This window comes from Aestuariivivens sediminis (assembly GCF_022662105.1).
GTDB classification, from domain to species: Bacteria; Bacteroidota; Bacteroidia; order Flavobacteriales; family Flavobacteriaceae; genus Aestuariivivens; species Aestuariivivens sediminis.
The window spans coordinates 193869-216348 of sequence record NZ_JAKMCP010000005.1; the positions used below are offsets into that span (position 1 = coordinate 193869).

Sequence of the window (22480 nt, forward strand, 5' to 3'; positions counted from 1 at the left end):
AAATATAAGATTATTTCAGTTTCAATCGACATGTAAGAACTCCAAAAATACATATTTATTGCAGAACAAAAACCAATTTAAAAGTTCGGGCTAAGGCGTGATTCCTTGTAAAATGAATCAAGAATATTAATGACTTCATCTTCTGAATCCACGACATGGATCAAATTTAAATCCTTAGGACTAATATTTGAGAATTTAGTTAAAAGTATATCTTTTATCCAGGCCAGTAGTCCTTCCCAATAATCTGAACCAACCAGTATAATTGGAAATTTTTCAATCTTTTTGGTTTGTATAAGGGTAAGGGCCTCAAATAGTTCATCTAATGTTCCAAATCCACCTGGCATTACTACAAATCCTTGGGAGTATTTTACAAACATAACCTTGCGAACAAAAAAATAGTCGAAATCCAAGCTCTTGTCTTTGTCAATATAAGGATTATCATTTTGCTCAAAAGGTAATTCAATATTAAGACCAACGGATACCCCTCCGCCTAAATGGGCTCCCTTGTTTCCCGCTTCCATGATTCCCGGACCACCTCCTGTTATAACACCATAGCCGGATTCTACAATTTTTCTGGCGATCCGTTCGGCTAATTTGAAATTTTTGTGGTTGGATTTTGTTCTGGCCGATCCAAAAATGGATACACAAGGGCCAATTTGACTCATTTTTTCAAATCCATTTACAAACTCACCCATGATTTTAAATATCGCCCAGGAATCGTTTGTTTTAATTTCATTCCAACCTTTGTGATGTTGTTCTTTTAGCATAGTTCGTCGTAAATTTTCAAGTTTCTAAATTTAATTCTTTTTTTAAAAACTTAGCTGTGTAACTTCTTTTATGATTTATAATGTCTTCAGGTGTGCCTTCAACCACTATTTGCCCACCTCCTTTACCACCTTCGTATCCAATATCGATGATATGATCAACGGTTTTAATGACATCTAAGTTGTGCTCTATGATCAGTACCGTATTTCCTTTATTTACCAATTTATTAAGTACTAACATAAGTACCCGTATGTCTTCAAAATGTAACCCTGTGGTTGGTTCATCTAAAATATAAAAGGTATTTCCTGTATCTCTTTTACTCAATTCGGCAGCCAATTTAATCCGCTGTGCTTCTCCACCGGAAAGTGTGGTGCTTTGCTGTCCCAAAGTAATGTAACCCAAACCTACATCTTTAATAGTCTTTAGTTTTTTATAAATTTTAGGGATATGTTCAAAAAAACCTACAGCCTCAATGATGGTCATGTCCAATACATCGCTTATCGATTTTCCTTTGTATCTGATTTCTAGAGTTTCCCTATTAAAACGTTTACCTTGACAGGTTTCACATTCTACATAAACATCTGGTAAAAAGTTCATTTCTATAACACGCAAACCACCACCCTTGCAGGTTTCACATCTACCACCGGTAACATTAAAACTAAATCGCCCGGCTTTATAGCCGCGTATCATGGATTCAGGAATTTTAGCGTACAGTGCTCTTATCTCACTGAATACACCGGTATAAGTTGCCGGGTTGCTTCGAGGCGTTCGTCCTATTGGGGACTGGTTGATATCTATGACCTTGTCAATATGCTCTAAACCTTTTATACTTTTGTAAGGCATGGGTTTTTTAACCCCATTAAAGTAGTGCGCATTCAAGATGGGATAGAGGGTCTCATTAACGAGAGTGGATTTACCACTTCCTGAAACACCAGTAACCCCAATCATTTTTCCTAATGGAAATTTTACAGAGATACTTTTTAGATTGTTGCCCGTACAGCCTTTTAATTCCAAAAACTTACCATTGCCTTCGCGTCTCTTTTTGGGAACATCGATTTGTTTATTGCCATTGAGGTAATTGGCAGTAAGGGTATTATGGGATTTTAATTCATCAGGATTCCCGATACTGATAATTTCTCCACCATGTCTACCGGCTTTGGGGCCAATATCAATCACATAATCGGCACGTTCAATCATGTCTTTATCGTGTTCAACAACGATTATGGAATTTCCAATATCTCTTAATGATATTAAGGAGTTTATTAATTTTTCATTATCCCGTTGATGCAATCCTATACTGGGTTCATCTAATATATATAATACCCCCACGAGTTGTGATCCAATTTGTGTGGCCAATCGAATGCGCTGTGCTTCTCCACCTGAAAGCGATTTTGAACTTCGGTTTAAGGATAGGTAATCCAGACCTACATCGAGTAAAAATTGTAATCTGGAATTTATCTCTTTTAATAGTTCCTCGGCAATCTTAAATTGCTTTTCCGAAAGATGGTTCTTTAAATTTTTAAACCATATTGCTAATTCGGCGATGTCAGTATGTGTAAGTTCAGCGATATTTTTTTCATTAATCTTGAAAAAAAGAGATTCCTTTTTCAGCCTTGAGCCCTCACAAACCGGGCAAGTGATTTTATCCATGTATTCCTTTGCCCATCGTTTTATAGATTTAGATTCAGCCGTTTTAAATTGGTTTTCAATGAAATTCGCAACACCTTCAAAATCAATATTGTAATTTCTTGTTACCCCCAGAGTCTTACTTTCTACCGAAAATTTTTCATGACCACCATACATGATCATTTGTTTGGCTTCTTCAGGAATGGATTTCCATGGATCAGCTAAATTGAAGTTGAACCGTTGTGCTATAGTGTTAAATTGTTTAAAAATCCAACTATTCTTTTCCGGACCATGAGGTGCCAAAGCACCATTTTTTATGGAGAGTAACTCATCAGGTATTATTTTTTTTTCATTTATCTGGTAGAGTTCACCAATCCCATTACAATGGCTACAAGCCCCTTTTGGAGAATTGAAGGAAAAATTATTGGGTTCGGGATTAGGATATGAAATTCCCGAGCTTGGACACATTAGACTTCTGCTAAAATAACGTAATTCATTGGTGTCTTGATCCATCACTAAAAGTACATCATTGCCATGATACATAGCCGTATCAATGCTTTCTTTGAGTCTTTTATCTATGTCTGATGAACCATCAATTTTTAACCTGTCAATAACGATTTCAATATCATGAGACTTATAACGATCTAAACGCATCCCCTTTACAATATCGCGAATGTCACCATCTATTCTAACCTTTACAAATCCCTGCTTACCAATTTGTTCAAAAAGTTCCCGGTAATGTCCTTTTCGAGATTGAACTACAGGTGAGAGGATGTTGATGCGCTTACCATTAAAATTTTCAAGAATAAGATGTTTAATTTGATCATCACTGTAACTTACCATTTTTTCACCTGTTTTGTAACTATAGGCCTCGCTGGCCCTTGCAAAAAGTAAGCGAAGGAAATCGTAAATTTCTGTTATGGTGCCTACTGTAGATCTTGGCGATTTACTGGTTGTTTTTTGCTCTATGGCGATTACCGGAGATAGCCCGTCAATCTTGTCAACATCCGGTCGTTCCAATCCACCAAGGAATTGTCTGGCGTAGGCAGAAAATGTTTCAATATATCGTCGTTGTCCTTCAGCATATATAGTGTCGAAAGCCAATGAGGATTTACCACTTCCAGATAACCCGGTTATAACCACCAGTTTTTCTCTAGGAATGGAAACATCAATATTCTTCAGGTTATGTACCCGTGCTCCTTTAACTTCAATATATTCGTCAAATTGCCCCATAAATTACAAAAGTGCAAAGGTACAATTTTCGACGTTAATTTTCATTCAAGATTGAATAGCTATATTTGATTATAAATCACTTAATAACATGAGTTGTACAGGGGCCTGGAGACAATTGTAATACAGGTCATTTTTAATAAAGTTTTGTATCATTGTATAGATTTAGCCATTTCAAATTAGAATACTTAAAAAAACGTAATGTCAAATGATAAAAATAAACCATGAAATTATTAGGTATAAGTTCTAGAATTGATCACCCGGAATATGGTAAAGGGGTAGTTACAAATGTCACATCGCAACATTATTGGGTAACGTTTATAGACCATGGGTTAGAAACTATAGACATAGATAGTGATTTTGAAATTATTGAAGCTGCCGATGGTGATGTAGATACGGTAAGTTTCTTTGATGTAGAAAGTAGTCTTGTAAAGATTCTAAAAAAATGGAGCGATGTTAGTGAGATCGTTCCCATCGCTGATAAATGGAAAGGTGGTACCTTGATATTACAACCAGCCGATATGTCCTTGCAGAGTAAAGAAATCCCTATAAACACGTTTTTTCATAAAATAACCATGGTTAGGGATAGATTGCGTGTCATGGAGCAACGCATAAACTCAAGTGATTTAGACGAACAGGGCAAGATAGATTTGCAGCAGTATATTACGAGAATATATGGCAGTTTAACGACGTTTAATGTATTATTTAAATCGAAATCTCATCAATTCGTAGGGCAGAGGGGATCTTAAAATCAACGTTTAGACCTTAGTTATGTCGTTTTATTGTTAACCGTAATCTATGTGCACTTCTGTGATTAACGACTCATCTTGAGGTTTTAATATCATCTATTTCAAAACCAAAAAATAAGAGTTTGTGGAATGTTGGAAGTTGGGCACCACTATTGGTTATGGTCCAATCACTCCATGATGCCTCCAAACCATCAATAGGTAATAGGGACGTCCACATTTTAAAGGCTATCGGCTTATTATTATCATCCAGTAACCATAAATACGAATCTCCGGGAGTAGACCCTCCTTTGGTGAAAGTGACAAGAAGTGCATCTGTGTTATTATATGGTACCAGTTGGCGTTTTACGCCATCCTCAAAAATTTTATAGGGGGCGATAAGCCAAAATGAGTCGTTGTTAAAATAATTAATCGCTTTAGCTATAAGTTCATTTGCCATTTCTCCATCTTTAATGAACCCATGAACATAGGCTTTATGTTTATCGGGATTATTAAAGTTCAGATTTACCCTAAAATCTTCCCACAGAACATCACAATTTTGTTTGCCTTTATGCCATTCGTAATGCCGACGATTATTAAATGTCCATTCTAAATATGTCGTTTTTTCAAAAGCCTCATGGTTTAAGGATTCAAGTATTTTATGGGCAAGGTCGTCAGCTCGTTGACCCGAATACCCTTGCGGGAGAGGTTCATTGTATTTAAAATATAAAAAACAGTAAAGTAATATACTGGGCAATGTTAAGAATACAATCACACCAACTACTATTTTTGTTATTTTTTTAAACGTCATTTTTTACCTCCAATTTAGGTTTTAACCTTTTACTTAATTTATGCTAAAGTATTAATTGTGTATGATGTAAAGAAAGAAAAATGCTAAAAACCGACTGCTGTATCATCCCCTCGACGATCTGCACCACCCTCTAACTTTTTATCCTTTAAAACAAGTATTCCATCGACTTTACCTAATACTGGAGCGTCCTCCTCGTTGATTAAGTACCCTAAATTTTCGAGATCAGTTTTAAGTTGTTTATCAAAAGAATTTGGCTCCATCATAAGTTCATCCGGTAACCATTGGTGATGAAATCGAGGTGCATCCACGGCGTCCTGCATGGTCATTTTAAACTCATGAATATTTAAAATAGTTTGTAATACCGAAGTGATTATTGTAGACCCGCCAGGCGTGCCTACAGACAGGTACAGTTCACCATTTTTTTCGACTATAGTAGGAGTCATAGAACTGAGCATTCGCTTTTCAGGGGCTATACTATTAGCCTCTGCTCCAATTAGGCCAAACATATTTGGTAAGCCGGGTTTACTGCTAAAATCATCCATTTCGTTGTTAAGGAAAAAGCCGAGCTCTGAACAATAGAGCTTCGAACCATAAGCGCCATTAAGTGTTGTTGTTGCTGATATGGCATTGCCATACTGGTCGACGATAGAATAATGGGTGGTTTCGCTACTTTCAACTATTTCTACATTTCCATGGGTTATTGTGCTCGATTTTGTTGCTCTTTTAAATGAAAAGTTTGCCATGCGCTCATTTAAATACATAGAATCTATTAATTTGGATATTGGGATGTCAACAAAATCAGGATCTCCCAAATAATAACTTCTATCGGCATAGGCCCTCCGCTCGGCCTCAGTAATAACCTGTATGGTTTTCTTGGCATTATGTCCGAATTCATGAATATCAAAAGGTTCAATCATTTTCATGATTTGCGCTAAGCAAACTCCGCCACTTGCCGGAGGTGACATTGAGATTATTTTTAAATCATCATAAGTAAAGGTCACAGGAGTACGCCATTTGGCTTCATATTTCTCAAGATCCTCTTTTGTAATAATTCCTCCATTATCTTGAATAAAGTTAACCAAAACATCGGCTGTTTTACCCTTGTAAAAACCATCTTTACCATGTGTCATTATCTCTTCTAAAGTTTTCGCTAATGCTAAGTACTTTATGGTATCGTTCGCTTTCCAGGATTTATCAAAAGGAATGGAATCTTTATTAGCCCTTGGAAATAACGGTTGGTATTTCCGGAGTCTGGTTTCTTGTTTTTGTGTGACAACAACACCTTTACGAGCTAATGCTATCACTGGTTTAAGTAGAGAATCCATGGGGAATGTTCCAAACTTTTCATGAACAGCAAATATACCTGCAACCGTCCCAGGAACTCCAACGGCCAAGGCTCCCAACGTACTTTTTTCCGGGATGATATTGCCAACAGAATCTAAATACATGTCTTTAGTAGCTGCAAGTGGAGCCTTTTCTCTATAATCAATGGCTCCAATACCACCATCATTGGTTCGGTAAACCATAAATCCACCTCCTCCTAGATTTCCTGCAAAAGGGTATGCAACCGCCAATGCCATTTCAGTAGCTATCATGGCATCGAAGGCATTGCCTCCTTTTGCAAGGATATCACTGCCAATTTTTGAGGCTTCCTTTCGGGCAGATACCACCATAGCATGGCTTGTTATAACTCCTCTTTTTGAAGGTTTTGTTATGGTGTGTTTACCCGATTCTTTGCATGAAAGGCTAATTAAAACAATCAGTATTATATATACAATTTTAGTTAAATTCATTGTGCTATCCTTAGAGTGAGTTCCTTTAGTTTACGGTTTGAAAATAAGATAAGATCATTAAAGAAGAACAAAAACTCTTTTTCAAAGAGGGTGTAAAATTCTTCCAATTCTGTAATGGCTTCATTCATGCCAGAGCGATTCATTGTTCTTCTGTTCATGCCATCCAGGACTCTTGAAATACCTTTTATGGATGCATAACTCAACAGCCAATTGTCTGCTATCAAGTACGGCATCATTTTTTTTGTACGAAGTGGTAAAATATTGTAATGGGCTTCAAGGGAATCATAAAAGTGCTGGACATAGATATTTAAGGGGATGGTACAGTATTTTTCCCAATTCTTTGCTAGAAAATGATCATAAAGAATATCGACAATTACACCCGAATAATGCCCGTATTTATCGTGTAACCGTTTGGTGCTCATTCTAACTGTTTCATGCGCATCGGTATACGTATCTATTTCACGATGTAACAAAATTCCGATTTGAATATCGTTTGGGTACTCTTTATAACTTTTCCCTTTAATACCATCGGCAATAAAGTTTCCTATGGTTACGAGATCGTTATCTCCAGAAAGGTAAATGTGTGCCAAAAAATTCATTCGTGTAATTTACAAATTAGGATTAAAGAATTCGTATTACCATGAAAAATTATTAAAATATCAGGTATTCTTTTAAGGAACACGAAAAGGCGGTTCAGGTTTTAAAAACATAGGCCAAACCGATAAAATACCATTTTCTAATTGTATATTTGAACGCTAATTAAGAGCTATTTTATGACACTTATTAAATCAATTTCAGGGATTAGGGGAACCATTGGTGGTCATGTTGGAGATAATTTAACGCCAATTGATGCAGTCAAATTTGCAGCAGCTTATGGCACATGGATTAAACAACAACGTCAGAAGGAAAATTATAAGGTTGTGGTTGGGCGTGACGCACGAATTTCCGGAAAAATGATTCAAAATTTAGTTATGAATACCTTAATTGGACAGGGGATTAATGTGGTTAATGTCGGTCTCTCGACAACACCAACTGTTGAAGTAGCTGTTCCAATGGAGCATGCCGATGGGGGAATCATACTCACCGCTAGTCATAACCCCAAACAGTGGAATGCACTTAAATTATTGAATGATAAAGGCGAGTTTCTGGATGGTGATGATGGTGCTAAAATTTTAGATATCGTTAAAGGTGATACTATGGTGTTCGCAGATGTCGATAATTTAGGAAAAATAACCAAAAATGACGCCTATTTTGATTTACATATTATTGAGGTTTTGGATTTACCCCTGGTTAATGTAAAGTCAATTGAAGAATCTAAGTTTAAAGTTGTTGTGGATGGTGTAAATTCTTCCGGTGGAATAGCAATTCCATTATTATTGGAACGTCTGGGCGTACATGTGGTAAAATTATATTGTGAGCCTAATGGCCATTTTCCTCATAACCCGGAGCCACTAAAAGAACATTTAACGGATATTTCTAATAAAGTAGTAAAGGAACGAGCCGATTTTGGAATAGTAGTAGACCCAGATGTTGATCGGTTGGCCTTTATTGATGAAAATGGTGACATGTTCGGAGAAGAATACACCTTGGTCGCTTGTGCCGATTATGTATTGAGCAGAACTCCCGGAAATACAGTAAGTAATATGAGTTCGACAAGAGCCCTTCGAGATGTAACTGAAAAATATGGTGGAAAATATGAAGCCAGTGCTGTAGGAGAGGTTAATGTGGTTAAACTTATGAAGAAGAATAATGTTGTTATTGGAGGTGAGGGCAATGGTGGAATAATTTATCCAGAATTACATTATGGTAGAGATGCATTAGTTGGAGTAGCTCTGTTTTTAAGTTTGTTGGCAGACAAAAAAATGACTGTCAGTCAATTACGAAAAACTTACCCTAGTTACTTTATGAGTAAAAAGAAAATTGAGCTCACACCGGATTTAGACGTTGATAAGGTTTTAAATGCCGTGGAAGAACACTATAGAAACGAAAAATTGACCACGATTGATGGAGTTAAAATTGATTTTGCTGAAAGTTGGGTGCACCTGCGAAAAAGTAATACTGAACCTATCATTAGGGTTTACACTGAAGCCAAAACACAAGGTGAAGCGGATACTTTAGCCAAAAGGATTATTGCTGAGATTACGGAGATCGCCAAATTATAGTGTAACCAGTAGATATTGGAATTAAAAACCGTGCCTTTTTATAAACTAATTTATAGCGTTCAACTTGGAATTTTTTTGCGGTGTTTCCATCGCTTGTGGGTCCAAAAGTAATATTCAGGAGCTTCGTAAATTTGTTTTTCAACCTCCCTTAAAAACAAGTCTGTAAGTTCATAATCTTTATGAGTTTTTGGGTTTTCAGTAAGAGTAATAACTTCGGCTTCATAATAACCGCGATTTATTTTTTTGACTTTTAAATACGCTATCGTCAAGTCCAGTTTTTTTGCCAATCGTTCTGCACCTGTAAAACAGGGAACTTTTACCCCCATAAACTCTCCCCAATAGACATCATTACTTAATCTGGGAGATTGGTCACTTAAAAAGCCAATGACACTTTTAACACCTTTATTTTCGTTTTCATTTACAGTACTTATGGTATCTTTTGTACTGATTAAAGTCGTATTAAATTTTGAGCGTATGTTTCTCACTAGTTTATCAAAATAGGCATTAGCCAATTTTTTGTAAACCCCATATCCTTTGTAATTGATATGGTTTTGTAATTCTATAGCCCATTCCCAGCTGGCATAATGACCGAACATCATAATGACACTTTTATTTAAGGACTCTAAGCGCTTTAATTCGGCTGTATTTACAATGTGAAATCGCTTTTTCATTTCATTTTTGGAAATACTCATCGTTTTAACCATTTCTAAAAACATATCACATAAATGTCTGTAAAATCGTTTTTCAATGGTCCTAATTTCCTTTTTGGTTTTATCGGGAAATACCAAGATTAAGTTATTGTGAACCACTTTTTTTCGATATCTAATGATATAGTATATCAACAAATAAAAGGCATCTGACAGCAGGTACAATAGACTAAATGGAAGTATGGAAATGAGCCACAAAAGTGGATATACCAAAATATAAATTAGAAATTGCATGAATTAGTTATAGATTTGTAGCCGCAAAGATAAATTAATTTGATTGTAAACGTTATAAGCTATGGGCAATTTAGATCTTATTACCATTATTATTATTGCAGCGAATGTTATTATATCCTATAAGGGCTTTGGTGATTTTGGTTTTTTTGAAAAATATAAATTCAATGTTGGTGCTGTTCGCAAAGGAGAACAAATCCGTTTGTTTAGTTCCGGTTTTTTACATGCGGACAATGCACACTTGTTTTTTAATATGTTTACCCTTTATTTTTTTGCTGATGTCGTTATAGGATTACTGAATGTTTATAAATTTTTAATCATCTACCTGGGCAGTTTGCTGCTGGGAAATTTATTGTCATTATATTTTCATAAAAATGAATACTATTATAGTGCTGTCGGGGCAAGTGGTGCCGTAATGGGCATTGTGTATGCCGCCATACTACTTCAACCAGGAATGAATTTATATATATTCTTTATACCTATTCCAATTCCTGCTTACATTTTTGGTATTGGTTATCTTTTGTATGCCATTTATGGTATGAAGAACCGTTTAGGAAATATTGGTCATGATGCACATTTTGGTGGAGCTGTGGGGGGGTATGTTATTACCTTGATAATGGCACCATGGTTGTTCAAAACCAATTTACTTATGATTGTTCTCTTGGCGATTCCAATCCTTATTTTACTCGCTTTAAAAAAGGCCGGTAAAATATAAATGATAAAAAGACAAAATGGTTTTCTATTAGAATGGCATAGCTATTGAATTTATATCATAGTTCAACAGTGCTGTTTTTATTTAAATATTTGAAAATCAGCATTTTAGTTATATTTAATAATTTATAAAATAGCTGTTCAATTTGTTTTTAATGACAGATTGACTTAGAAAAATACATGAAGAAATCCAATTTTATAAGGTTTGACAGTTTGTCATTGCAGGAGTTTGATGAGAATTCCGAATTAATTCCACTAATGACACCAGAAGACGAAGAAGAAATTAATAATGAAGAACTTCCTGAAACCTTGCCTATTTTATCCTTGCGCAATACGGTTCTGTTTCCAGGCGTTGTCATCCCAATCACCGCAGGAAGAGATAAATCCATTAAACTAATTAATGATGCCAATAAAGGCAGTAAGGTTATTGGGGTTGTTGCTCAAAAGGACGAATCAGTTGAAAACCCAAATGCACAGGAAATTTATGGCACTGGTACAGTGGCGAGGATATTAAGGGTACTTAAAATGCCAGATGGTAACGTGACCGTTATTATTCAAGGAAAAAAGCGATTCCAGGTGGCTGAAGTACTTACTGAAGAGCCATATATGACGGCCACAATACGGGATTTGCCAGAGGCCAAACCAGCTTTAAACAATAAGGAATTTACAGCCATAATTGAATCTATTAAGGATTTGGCTCTTCAAATTATTAAGGAGAATCCTAATATACCCAGCGAGGCCTCCTTTGCTATAAGGAATATTGAGAGTAATTCATTTCTAGTAAATTTTGTCTCTTCCAACATGAATCTTCCTGTAGAGGAAAAACAGAAATTGCTCGAAATGAACGATCTCAAAAGAAGAGCCCTTTCCACCCTTAAATATATGAATATAGAGTTTCAAAAATTGGAGCTTAGAAATGATATTCAATCCAAGGTTCAAATGGATATGAGCCAACAGCAGCGTGAGTATTTCTTACACCAGCAAATGAAAACCATTCAGGAAGAATTGGGAGGTGTGAGTCACGATCAGGAAATTGAGGAAATGAAGGTGCGTGCCAAGGAAAAACAATGGGATGAAAAAGTAGCCAAACATTTTGATAAGGAAATTGCCAAAATGCAACGCATGAATCCGCAGGTTGCAGAATATTCCATTCAAAGAAACTATTTAGACCTGTTTTTAGATTTACCCTGGAATGAGTTCAGTGAGGACCAGTTCGATTTAAAGCGTGCCATGAAAATTTTGGATAGGGATCATTTTGGTCTGGAGGATGTTAAACGCCGTATTATTGAATATCTGGCGGTATTAAAACTTCGGAACGATATGAAGTCTCCTATCTTGTGCCTATATGGTCCTCCCGGAGTTGGTAAGACCTCCCTGGGTAAATCTATCGCTGAAGCTTTAGGCAGGGAATATGTGCGTATGTCACTGGGTGGTTTAAGGGATGAGGCAGAAATTCGGGGGCACCGTAAAACTTACATCGGGGCGATGCCCGGACGTGTCATACAAAGTATCAAAAAAGCGGGTACTTCAAACCCTGTTTTCGTATTGGATGAAATAGATAAATTATCCAATTCACATCAAGGTGATCCCGCCTCGGCCATGCTGGAGGTATTGGATCCAGAACAAAACAATGAGTTTTATGACAACTTCCTTGAAATGGGATATGACCTGTCCAAAGTGATGTTCATAGCTACATCGAACAGTTTAAATACCATTCAGCCCGCATTGCTAGACCGCATGGAAATTATCAATGTAACAGGATATACCATTGAGGAAAAAGTAGAGATTGCTAAACGTCATTTATTACCCAAACAATTAAAAGAACACGGATTAAACACATCACATTTAAAAATTGGGAAACGTCAATTAGAAAAGATCGTTGAGGGTTACACGCGTGAGTCGGGTGTACGTGGTCTTGAAAAACAAATAGCAAAAATGGTACGCTATGCTGCCAAAAATATTGCCATGGAGGAGGACTATAATATTAAGGTAACCAATGAAGATATTGTCGAAGTTCTTGGCGGGCCGAAATTAGAACGTGATAAATACGAGAATAATAATGTGGCAGGTGTTGTAACCGGTTTGGCTTGGACACGTGTCGGTGGTGATATTTTGTTTATAGAATCCATCTTATCTAAAGGTAAAGGTAATTTAAGTATTACGGGTAACTTGGGTAACGTCATGAAAGAATCGGCAACCATAGCCTTGCAATACATTAAATCCAATGCTCAGATCCTTGGCATAAACCCCAATGTATTTGACAAGTATAACGTACATATTCATGTTCCTGAAGGCGCAACTCCAAAAGACGGGCCAAGTGCCGGAATCACGATGCTAACCTCTTTAGTATCCCTTTTTACACAGAAAAAAGTAAAGAAAAGTTTGGCTATGACAGGTGAGATTACATTACGTGGCAAAGTTTTGCCGGTTGGTGGTATTAAAGAAAAGATTTTAGCCGCTAAACGGGCACGGATTAAGGAAATTCTATTGTGTGAAGACAACCGACGCGATATTGAAGAAATTAAGCAGGAATACTTAAAAGGATTGACCTTTCATTACGTATCTGATATGAGTGAAGTTATAGATATTGCTATAACCAATCAAAAGGTAAAAAATGCGAAGAAGCTATAAACACTGTTTGGTGACACAACCTCGACCTTGGTCGAGGTTTTTTTGTATACTTTATTTTCTCAATTTAATTCACAATCGTTTTCTAAAACATTACTTTTAAATTATTTCTTTGAATCTAAAGGAATCTTATTCCTCTAAAATAAAAAACTGGTGCTGCCGTTTTAAGATAGATTTGTTTACTTTGCGCCTTACTATGTTAAAGAAAAGTGTCAAATGGTTTTGTATGTTGGTTGGTCTAATATCCAATGCACAAGTTGGAGGAGAGGCTACCTATCAATTCTTGAATTTGGTGTCCTCACCAAGACAAGCGGCCCTGGGTGGCAAGGTACTTACCAATGTCGATTATGATGTGACACAAGGCTTATTTAATCCGGCTACCATAAATGTAGAAATGGACAATCAATTGGCTATCAATTACATCAGTTATTTAGGAGGAATTGGTTACGGTACGGCGTCTTATGCTTACACTGTGGATCGACGAACCCAAACTTTTCATGCCGGCATGACCTATATTAATTATGGCTCTTTTGACGGTTATGATGAAAATGGTAATCCTACAGGGTCCTTTACAGGCAACGAAGCGGCTTTATCTTTTGGCTATGCACTTCAAATCGGGTATTCCGACTTCTATTTTGGGGCTAATGTAAAGTTTATAACCTCTAAACTGGAACAATATAATTCTTTGGGTATGGCATGTGATTTGGGCTTGCTTTATATCAATGAAAACCTTGATTTTCATGCAGCTTTAGCTATAAGGAATTTAGGCACACAATTAAAAACTTATGCGGGATTAAATGAACCATTACCATTTGAAGTCGATTTTGGGATGTCACAAACTTTAGAGCATGTGCCTATTCGTTGGCATGTTACCTTAGAGAATTTACAAGATTGGCCCATTGGTAGGCCTAATCCGGCAAGGACTACAAGTGATTTATCAGGTAACCAAACCGAAGAAAACATTGGGTTTTTGGGTCAGGTTATTAGACATACCATTTTAGGCGCAGAGTTATTTCCTGAAAAAGGATTTAATATACGTTTGGGGTATAATTTTCGAAGGGCAGAAGAGCTACGGATTGTAGATCAAAGAAATTTTTCCGGTTTATCGGCTGGTATTGCAATTAAAATGAATAAAATGCGCTTTAGCTACACACATGCAAAATACACAAGCGCAGCTAACGCTAATTTTTTTGGATTACAAATAGATTTAAACAGATAAGGACTATAGTTATAATGAATTTAAAAGGACTTAAAGACTTTACTGTGATAATAACGGAATTCCCTTGAATCAAATGAATTTCCTTTGGAACCTTATATGTCTTGGTATTTTATTTGAGTATTTTTGATGGATCAACACAAAATAATGGACAAAATAACAATTGCTATTGATGGATTTTCATCAACTGGTAAAAGTACAGTTGCCAAGCAATTGGCCAAACATTTGGGGTATGTTTATGTGGATTCTGGTGCCATGTACAGAGCTGTAACCTATTTTGCCATGGAACAAGGATTTATCGATAAGAATCATTTTGACGTATCAGGTTTGATATCAAAACTGAATGAAGTTAAGATTTCCCTGAAATATAATGATGAATTGGGGTATTCAGAAATGTTTTTAAATGGAGATAACGTCGAAAAAAAAATTCGTACACTAGAAGTCTCTGAAAATGTGAGTCTTGTAGCTGCTGTCCCGGAGATCCGTGCCCAATTAGTAAAGCATCAAAAAAACATGGGAGCCGAAAAAGGTGTGGTTATGGACGGACGAGATATCGGTACGGTGGTTTTTCCCAATGCTGAATTAAAATTGTTTATGACAGCTTCACCGGAAACAAGAGCAATCAGGAGATATAATGAACTTAAACAACGTGGTGATGACGTTACCTATGAGGCCGTTCTAAAAAACATTCAGGACAGGGACTTTATTGATTCCAACAGAAAGGATTCCCCTTTAGTTAAAGCGTCAGATGCAATTGAAATTGACAATTCCCATATGTCTAAGGAACAACAATTTGAGATTATCTTAAATTTGGTGAATAAGACTTTAAAATCCTCATAACCTGAAAATTTAAATAAGTAAAAAAAACAAGACTTTACACTTATTTTTTGGCATTCCATATTAGGTGTTTCATTAAAAAAACATTACTTTTGCACTCCTTTTAGCGGATTATCGGAAAATAAAAGGAAACGAGTTTAAAAATAGATAATAACACTTCTGTGTGTTAAGCGCTTAATTTTCCGAAACATGCAGAATACAAATCACAATGTTTGGGCTTATCCATAAGCATGGGTAGAACACATTGTTTAATTAACTAAATGGCTGAAAAAGCAAAACAAGCTGAGGTTGAATCAACTGAAGCAATTGAAGTAAAAACTGCTGAGGCTCCCGCAGTATCGGAAGCTCAAGCAAATCCTGAAAAATTCTTAAAAGATTTTAACTGGCACAATTATCAGGAAGGAATTGATGAAGTTGATGACAAACAACTAAAAGAATTCGAAAAACTTGTAGCAGAAAATTTTGTTGACACCTTGGATAATGAAGTGGTAGAAGGTACGGTTATACATATTACCGACCGTGATGCCATTATCGATATCAATGCAAAGTCTGAGGGTGTGATATCTTTAAATGAATTTCGTTACAATCCAAATTTAAAAGTAGGTGATAAAGTTGAGGTATTAATTGATGTTCGTGAGGATGCGACAGGGCAATTGGTATTATCTCACCGAAAAGCTCGAGTAATAAAGGCCTGGGATCGTATTAACAAAGCACACGAAACAGGAGAGATTGTTAATGGTTTTGTAAAATGCAGAACCAAGGGTGGAATGATCGTCGATGTATTTGGTATTGAAGCGTTCTTACCTGGTTCACAAATTGATGTTAAACCTATCCGGGACTACGATCAGTATGTGAATAAAACCATGGAATTCAAGGTTGTAAAAATTAATCATGAATTTAAGAATGTCGTTGTATCTCATAAAGCTTTAATTGAAGCTGATATTGAGGAACAAAAGAAAGAAATCATTGGTCAACTGGAGAAAGGACAAGTTTTGGAGGGTGTTGTTAAAAATATTACTTCATACGGTGTGTTTATTGATCTTGGAGGTGTAGATGGATTAATCCACATTACGGATTTATCTTGGTCTAGAATTAACCATCCCAATGAGATCGTAGAGTTAGACGAAAAACTTAATGTTGTGATTTTGGATTTCGATGAGGACAAGTCACGAATCCAGTTAGGACTAAAACAATTAAGCAAGCATCCATGGGAGGCTTTGGCGGATGAAGTTAAAGTAGGTGATAAAGTAAAAGGAAAGGTAGTTGTAATTGCCGATTACGGAGCCTTTATTGAAGTCGCCGATGGTGTGGAAGGATTAATCCATGTATCTGAAATGTCTTGGTCTACACACCTGCGTTCAGCTCAAGACTTTGTTTCTGTAGGTGATGAAGTTGAGGCTGTTATCTTGACTCTGGACAGGGAGGACCGTAAGATGTCTTTAGGTATTAAGCAATTAACTCCAGATCCTTGGACGGATATTACTGCTAAATACCCTGTAGGATCACACCATAAGGGTATCGTGCGTAACTTCACAAACTTTGGAGTATTTGTTGAGTTGGAAGAGGGCATTGATGGACTGATTTATATTTCAGACTTATCATGGACCAAGAAAATCAAACATCCAAGTGAGTTCTGTGCTGTAGGAGATACCTTGGACGTTGTCGTTTTGGAGTTGGATGTTGAAGGTCGTAAACTCAGTTTAGGACATAAGCAAACCACCGAAAATCCATGGGACAAATATGAAAAAGAATTTGCCTTAAATACTATTCATAAATCAAAAATTGCCGAAATAGTAGATAAAGGCGCAACCGTTGCATTTAATGAGGATATTGTAGCATTTGTGCCATCGCGTCACCTTGAGAAAGAAGATGGTTCTGCCCTTAAAAAAGGGGAAGAAGCTGATTTTAAAATCATTGAATTTAATAAGGAATTCAAGCGTGTTGTTGCTTCACATACTGCTGTATTTAAGGCAGAAGAAGCGAAAATTGTAAAGCAGGCCGCGAGAAAAGCTGAAGCTGCGGCTGCAGAGGCCAAACCAACTTTGGGTGATGCTAACGATGCTTTACAAGCGTTAAAAGATAAAATGGACGGAAAGAAAAAATAATTTTTCCCAATAAGCAAAGTCTAAGCGTTATTGTAGTGCCATCGACGGGTCTCAACAATTTTTAAAGCCTTCAATTTAATTGGAGGCTTTTTTGTTTTTTGGCCTTTAAAAAATCTTTTGCGAATGCAAGAATATATCCACGTATGTAAAAAAACCAATCACTAATAACTAATCCTCATAACCAAAATATAAAAATTTTTACCTTACCTTTGTGGTCCAGATACGTTTGGATAAAATATGAGTCAGAAAGTTTTACTTAACGCGAAAGAGGTAAACATCATTCTTCACCGATTGGCTTGTCAATTAATCGAAAAACACACAGATTTTTCCAACACCGTTTTAATAGGTTTGCAACCCAGAGGCATATATCTAGCCAATCGTATAGCTAAAATTTTAAAGGAAGATTACAACATAAGACAGATTTCTCTGGGCTATTTGGATATCACCTTTTATCGGGATGACTTTCGACGAGGGGATAAAACGTTGGCAGCCAATACCACAGAAATAAATTTTATAGTGGAAGGCAAGAACGTTGTATTTATAGATGATGTTCTGTATACTGGGAGAAGTATAAGAGCTGCATTAACTGCCATTCAGTCCTTTGGCAGACCGAATGAAATTGAACTGTTGGCACTTATTGATAGACGATTTAGTCGTCATTTGCCGATTCAACCCGATTATATGGGGAGACAGGTTGATGTCATAAATGAGGAAAAAGTAAAAGTAAACTGGATAGAAAACGATAAAGAAGATGCCGTTTATCTTATAGAAAAATAAGGATTCAGTCAGAAGTATGCGATGGAATGTATGGCTAGTACTGATTTCGATTTCTTTCCTGATAATTAAGAGAAGAGACTAAATTAAGCAAGAATAAAGAACAGTAGTTTGATTATTTAAAAGATGAGAGTAACCTTTAACCATTAACTGTAAAAATGAGTGAATTAAGTGTCGATCACTTATTAGGAATAAAATATCTGAACAAGGCAGATATTGAACTTATTTTCAATACGGCAGATCATTTTAAGGAAGTGATTAATCGACCGATTAAAAAAGTACCTTCCCTTAGGGATATTACTATTGCCAATTTATTTTTTGAAAACTCTACCCGAACGAAACTATCCTTTGAATTGGCTGAGAAACGATTATCTGCAGATGTACTGAATTTTTCTTCGGCCCAATCCTCCGTAAAAAAGGGTGAAACCTTAATAGATACTGTAAATAACATCTTATCGATGAAAGTGGATATGGTCGTAATGCGTCATCCCAGTCCGGGAGCTGGGGTGTTTTTATCCAAACATGTAAAAGCCAGTATCATTAATGCCGGTGATGGCGCCCATGAACATCCTACTCAGGCTCTTTTGGATTCATTCTCCATTAGGGAAAAATTAGGAAGCGTTAGAGGCAAAAAAGTTGTTATAGTGGGCGATATACTGCACAGTCGTGTGGCATTGTCTAACATTTATGCCTTACAACTTCAAGGGGCTGAGGTCATGGTTTGCGGACCTAAGACGTTAATTCCCAAATTTATAGATAAATTAGGAGTGATGGTTGAGACCAATTTGAGAACTGCATTAAACTGGTGTGATGTTGCAAACATGCTACGTGTACAAAACGAGCGTATGGATGTTAGCTATTTTCCATCTACAAGGGAATATACACAACAATTTGGTGTTAATAAGGTGTTGTTGGATTCACTCGACAAAGATATTGTGATCATGCATCCCGGGCCGATCAACCGGGGAGTTGAAATAACAAGTGATGTAGCCGATTCTAAGCAATCCATTATTTTGGATCAGGTACAAAATGGGGTAGCTGTTAGAATGGCAGTAATTTATTTATTGGCGTCGAAAATAAAACAGTAGATTATGATATTAGATCAAAATGAGAATATTTCTCTAATAACCCAAGAAAAAGCTTCAATAATCGAATTGGTAAAAAAAATACAGACCGTTTATCCCAAAATCAAAAACAATAATGTGATCATTACATTAACCTCAATAAAGAAGATACATACTCGAGATATTATTGAGTTTTTACAACTATCCAATACCCATAGGGCTGCCAAGCATTCATTTGTAATTGTTACCGATAAAATTGATTTAGATGAAATTCCAGATGAAATAGTGGTAGTGCCAACAATACAAGAAGCCTATGACATTATTGAAATGGAAGAAATTGAACGCGATTTAGGCTTTTAATAAGTTTGTTGTTTATGTGTTTGTCGATTTGTCAATACCGCTTTACAACATAACATACATTTTGCATGAAACTTACTATTTTAGGCTGCTATAGTGCGACACCAAGAACATTATCCAATACAACTTCACAAGTATTGGAAATAAACAATCATATGTTTTTAATCGATTGTGGAGAAGGAACTCAAGTGGAGTTACGTAGACATAAAATTAAGTTTAATCGCATCAAGCATATCTTTATTTCGCATCTTCATGGTGATCATTTTTTTGGTTTGGTAGGGTTGATTTCTACGTTTAGACTGCTAGCAAGAGAAACGGAATTACATATTTATGGACCAAAAGGAATTAAGGAGATTGTTACACTTCAAATGAAATTAGCGGATTCCTGGACGAATTATCAACTTATTTTTCATGAATTAACCTCGAACGCATCCAAACTAATCTTTGAAGATGATTTGGTTGAAGTTCATACCATTCCTTTGGATCACCGAGTCTATACCAATGGTTTTCTTTTCAAGGAAAAACCAGGAGATAGAAAACTTGATATTAAGGCTGTAGAAAACGCTAATATTGATGTAGCTTATTACAGAAAATTAAAGCAGGGTTCGGATGTAGTAAATGAAAAGGGGATACTCATAAAAAATGAATCAGTAACCTCTCAACCTAAAACCCCCAAAAGTTATGCCTTTTGTAGTGATACTGCTTATAAAGAAGACATTGTACCAATAATTAAAGAGGCATCAGTATTGTATCATGAATCTACTTTTTTAGAAAAACATTCCAATTTAGCACTTATAACAAAGCATTCTACTGCTAAACAAGCTGCAGCCATAGCGATGCAAGCTAATGTCGGCAAGTTGTTGCTCGGGCATTATTCTACAAGATATGATGGTTTAAACAGCTTTAAAACGGAAGCAGAGGAAATATTTGATGATGTTGAATTGTGCGAGGACGGTAAGGTGTTTATGTTTTAGAAAATTCCAGTAAATTGCATCACCATTATGGAAAACGATTTGAGCAACTATAGAAAGACGTATGAAAAAGGGGAACTTCGGTTAGCTGAGGTTCCTGAAAATCCCATGGAGTTATTCCAAAAATGGTTTTATGATATGGATAAATTTTTTCCAGAAGAGGAAAATAATGCCATGACGATTTCAACCATTGGATTGGATGGGTTTCCAAAAAATAGAGTCGTGTTGTTAAAGCGGTTTAACTTTGAAGGCTTTATATTTTTTACCAATTATAAAAGTGAAAAAGGAAAGGCCATTGATGCGAATTCAAATGTGTGTCTCTCCTTTTTTTGGCATAGGGCAGAACGCCAAATTGTAATTAAGGGAAAGGCCGAAAAAATTGCTGAAAATTTAAGTGATGGCTATTTCGAATCACGCCCTAGAGGAAGCCAATTGGGAGCTCTCGTTTCTAATCAGAGCGAAATTGTTAAAAGTAGATTGATTTTAGAAGAACAGCTTAAAGCTTTAGAGAAAGAGTATGAAGGGAAGGAGATACCACGGCCAAAACATTGGGGCGGTTATTTGGTTAGACCTGTTGAAATTGAATTTTGGCAAGGTCGCCCTAACCGATTGCATGATCGAATACGTTACAAACTCAAACAAGACTATAACTGGCAGATAAATCGATTATCTCCCTAAAAAAGCGTTTAAATACAACAATAGTGGCTATAAATTGTCATTTCATCGATTAAAAACATATAATATCGTTTAAAAGCAAGTTTTTAATCGATTTTAACATTTTATTAACATCATCTTCGTAGTAGGCTTATAATTTTACAGAACCAAATCTAAATTTACCTACTTATGAAGTTATTTAAACAACTGCCAGTGTTGGCAATGCTTGCTTTGTTTTGTTTTTCCTGCTCTACAGAAAATTTAGATAACGAAGCCGAAATATTGTCAAAAAGCTTGGTTACACCAGCTACAAAATCAATCGAAACTGAAATCTTAGAACTTATAAACGACCATAGGTTATCCCTTGGTTTGTCACCTCTAAATGATATGAAAGTAGTGAAATCCGTTGCCTTTTCCCATACCGATTATATGGTGGATAAAAATGTGGTTTCTCATGACAATTTCTACAAGAGAAGCACTTATTTAAAAGAAAATGCAGGGGCTGTTAAAGTATCCGAAAATGTTGCCTATGGTTATACCTCAGCTCAATCTGTTGTTAATGCATGGATAAAGAGTGAAAGCCATAAAGCCAATATTGAGGGAGACTTTAGCAATTTTGACATTTCAGCAGAACAGAATAGTGAAGGCAACTGGTATTACACCAATATATTTATAAAAAAATAATACATTACTTTTTGGAGTAATTGACGCCATAACCTGTTTAATTGCTATTGATACGCATAAAATATTAAATGGGTTATATAATAACTTTATTGTTATTGAATTTAGCTTTAGGTATAAAATCCTCTCAGTTCTGAGAGGATTTTTTATAGATGCAAATCCCTTTTTAATGTTTACCAATTATAACGACCTTTTCTGCCCTTATTAATCGTGCACAAACAAACAACCTGTATTGCTTTACTAACTGTGCGAAGTTTAACCGGTAGCATAGAGTTATCTCCAAAAAAAGGCTTTTAGGGTATGATATTAACAAAAATAGTATACGTTAATTGCATGTATTCGATTAAAATAAGCGAATATCAAAAATTGGTTCCGGATTTAAATTTAATAAGGATTCTGTCTTTTAGTTCTGTTGCAACCAAGGAGATCACA

Annotated in this window: 19 protein-coding genes; 13 read left to right on the forward strand and 6 right to left on the reverse strand. The window is 36.0% G+C overall.

The window, feature by feature from the left end:
• Positions 1-77: 77 nt before the first annotated feature.
• Positions 78-767: an LOG family protein gene (locus MR054_RS13560; RefSeq protein ID WP_242086967.1), complete on the reverse strand. Its 690-nt coding sequence runs from the start codon at positions 765-767 to the stop codon at positions 78-80.
• 16 nt (positions 768-783) lie between these two features.
• Entirely contained in the window at positions 784-3624 is a 2841-nt protein-coding gene (gene uvrA, locus MR054_RS13565) for an excinuclease ABC subunit UvrA (RefSeq protein ID WP_242158361.1), read from the reverse strand.
• A gap of 221 nt (positions 3625-3845) precedes the next feature.
• On the opposite strand from uvrA, the gene MR054_RS13570 reads away from it, so the two are divergent.
• Positions 3846-4370 carry a hypothetical protein gene (locus MR054_RS13570; protein ID WP_242086969.1) on the forward strand — a complete coding sequence of 175 codons (525 nt, stop codon included), beginning with the start codon at positions 3846-3848 and terminating at the stop codon, positions 4368-4370.
• A 73-nt stretch (positions 4371-4443) separates the two neighbouring features.
• On the opposite strand, the gene MR054_RS13575 is transcribed toward MR054_RS13570, so the two are convergent.
• The 3 genes from MR054_RS13575 to MR054_RS13585 form a co-directional block, all read right to left on the reverse strand.
• Complete coding sequence (locus tag MR054_RS13575; RefSeq protein ID WP_242158362.1) at positions 4444-5157, reverse strand: hypothetical protein; 714 nt, start codon at positions 5155-5157, stop codon at positions 4444-4446.
• Positions 5158-5240: 83 nt separating this feature from the next.
• Positions 5241-6950: a gamma-glutamyltransferase gene (ggt, locus tag MR054_RS13580; protein WP_242158363.1), complete on the reverse strand. Its 1710-nt coding sequence runs from the start codon at positions 6948-6950 to the stop codon at positions 5241-5243.
• A complete protein-coding gene (locus MR054_RS13585) occupies positions 6947-7549 on the reverse strand; it encodes an acyl carrier protein phosphodiesterase (RefSeq protein ID WP_242086974.1) in 603 nt (200 codons plus the stop codon). Before MR054_RS13585 ends, ggt begins: the two co-directional genes overlap by 4 nt.
• 174 nt (positions 7550-7723) lie before the next feature.
• On the opposite strand from MR054_RS13585, the gene glmM reads away from it, so the two are divergent.
• Positions 7724-9112: a phosphoglucosamine mutase gene (gene glmM, locus MR054_RS13590; protein ID WP_242158364.1), complete on the forward strand. Its 1389-nt coding sequence runs from the start codon at positions 7724-7726 to the stop codon at positions 9110-9112.
• 59 nt (positions 9113-9171) lie between these two features.
• On the opposite strand, the gene MR054_RS13595 is transcribed toward glmM, so the two are convergent.
• Entirely contained in the window at positions 9172-10053 is an 882-nt protein-coding gene (locus MR054_RS13595) for a lysophospholipid acyltransferase family protein (RefSeq protein ID WP_242158365.1), read from the reverse strand.
• 61 nt (positions 10054-10114) lie between these two features.
• Between MR054_RS13595 and MR054_RS13600 the strand changes: the two genes are divergently transcribed.
• The 11 genes from MR054_RS13600 (at position 10115) to MR054_RS13650 (ending at position 22051) form a co-directional block, all read left to right on the forward strand.
• The gene (locus tag MR054_RS13600; protein ID WP_242158367.1) at positions 10115-10765 is read left to right on the forward strand and encodes a rhomboid family intramembrane serine protease; all 651 of its coding nucleotides are present in this window, start codon (positions 10115-10117) and stop codon (positions 10763-10765) included.
• A 176-nt stretch (positions 10766-10941) separates the two neighbouring features.
• Complete coding sequence (gene lon / locus MR054_RS13605) at positions 10942-13392, forward strand: endopeptidase La (RefSeq protein WP_242158369.1); 2451 nt, start codon at positions 10942-10944, stop codon at positions 13390-13392.
• Positions 13393-13585: 193 nt separating this feature from the next.
• Entirely contained in the window at positions 13586-14608 is a 1023-nt protein-coding gene (gene porQ / locus MR054_RS13610) for a type IX secretion system protein PorQ (protein WP_242158370.1), read from the forward strand.
• Positions 14609-14752: 144 nt separating this feature from the next.
• Complete coding sequence (cmk, locus tag MR054_RS13615; RefSeq protein ID WP_242158371.1) at positions 14753-15445, forward strand: (d)CMP kinase; 693 nt, start codon at positions 14753-14755, stop codon at positions 15443-15445.
• 257 nt (positions 15446-15702) lie between these two features.
• Complete coding sequence (rpsA, locus tag MR054_RS13620; RefSeq protein ID WP_242158372.1) at positions 15703-17547, forward strand: 30S ribosomal protein S1; 1845 nt, start codon at positions 15703-15705, stop codon at positions 17545-17547.
• A gap of 237 nt (positions 17548-17784) precedes the next feature.
• Positions 17785-18324 (forward strand): bifunctional pyr operon transcriptional regulator/uracil phosphoribosyltransferase PyrR, encoded by a 540-nt coding sequence (pyrR, locus tag MR054_RS13625; protein ID WP_242086989.1) that lies wholly within the window; start codon positions 17785-17787, stop codon positions 18322-18324.
• A gap of 155 nt (positions 18325-18479) precedes the next feature.
• Entirely contained in the window at positions 18480-19409 is a 930-nt protein-coding gene (locus MR054_RS13630; RefSeq protein WP_242086991.1) for an aspartate carbamoyltransferase catalytic subunit, read from the forward strand.
• 3 nt (positions 19410-19412) lie between these two features.
• Positions 19413-19745, forward strand: coding sequence for a ribonuclease Z (locus tag MR054_RS13635; protein ID WP_242086993.1), 333 nt, complete (start codon positions 19413-19415; stop codon positions 19743-19745).
• Positions 19746-19810: 65 nt separating this feature from the next.
• Entirely contained in the window at positions 19811-20716 is a 906-nt protein-coding gene (locus MR054_RS13640; protein ID WP_242086995.1) for a ribonuclease Z, read from the forward strand.
• A gap of 27 nt (positions 20717-20743) precedes the next feature.
• Positions 20744-21391, forward strand: coding sequence for a pyridoxamine 5'-phosphate oxidase (gene pdxH / locus MR054_RS13645; RefSeq protein ID WP_242086997.1), 648 nt, complete (start codon positions 20744-20746; stop codon positions 21389-21391).
• A 165-nt stretch (positions 21392-21556) separates the two neighbouring features.
• Positions 21557-22051, forward strand: a complete 495-nt coding sequence (locus MR054_RS13650; protein WP_242158373.1) for a CAP domain-containing protein — start codon at positions 21557-21559, stop codon at positions 22049-22051.
• Positions 22052-22480 lie beyond the last annotated feature (429 nt).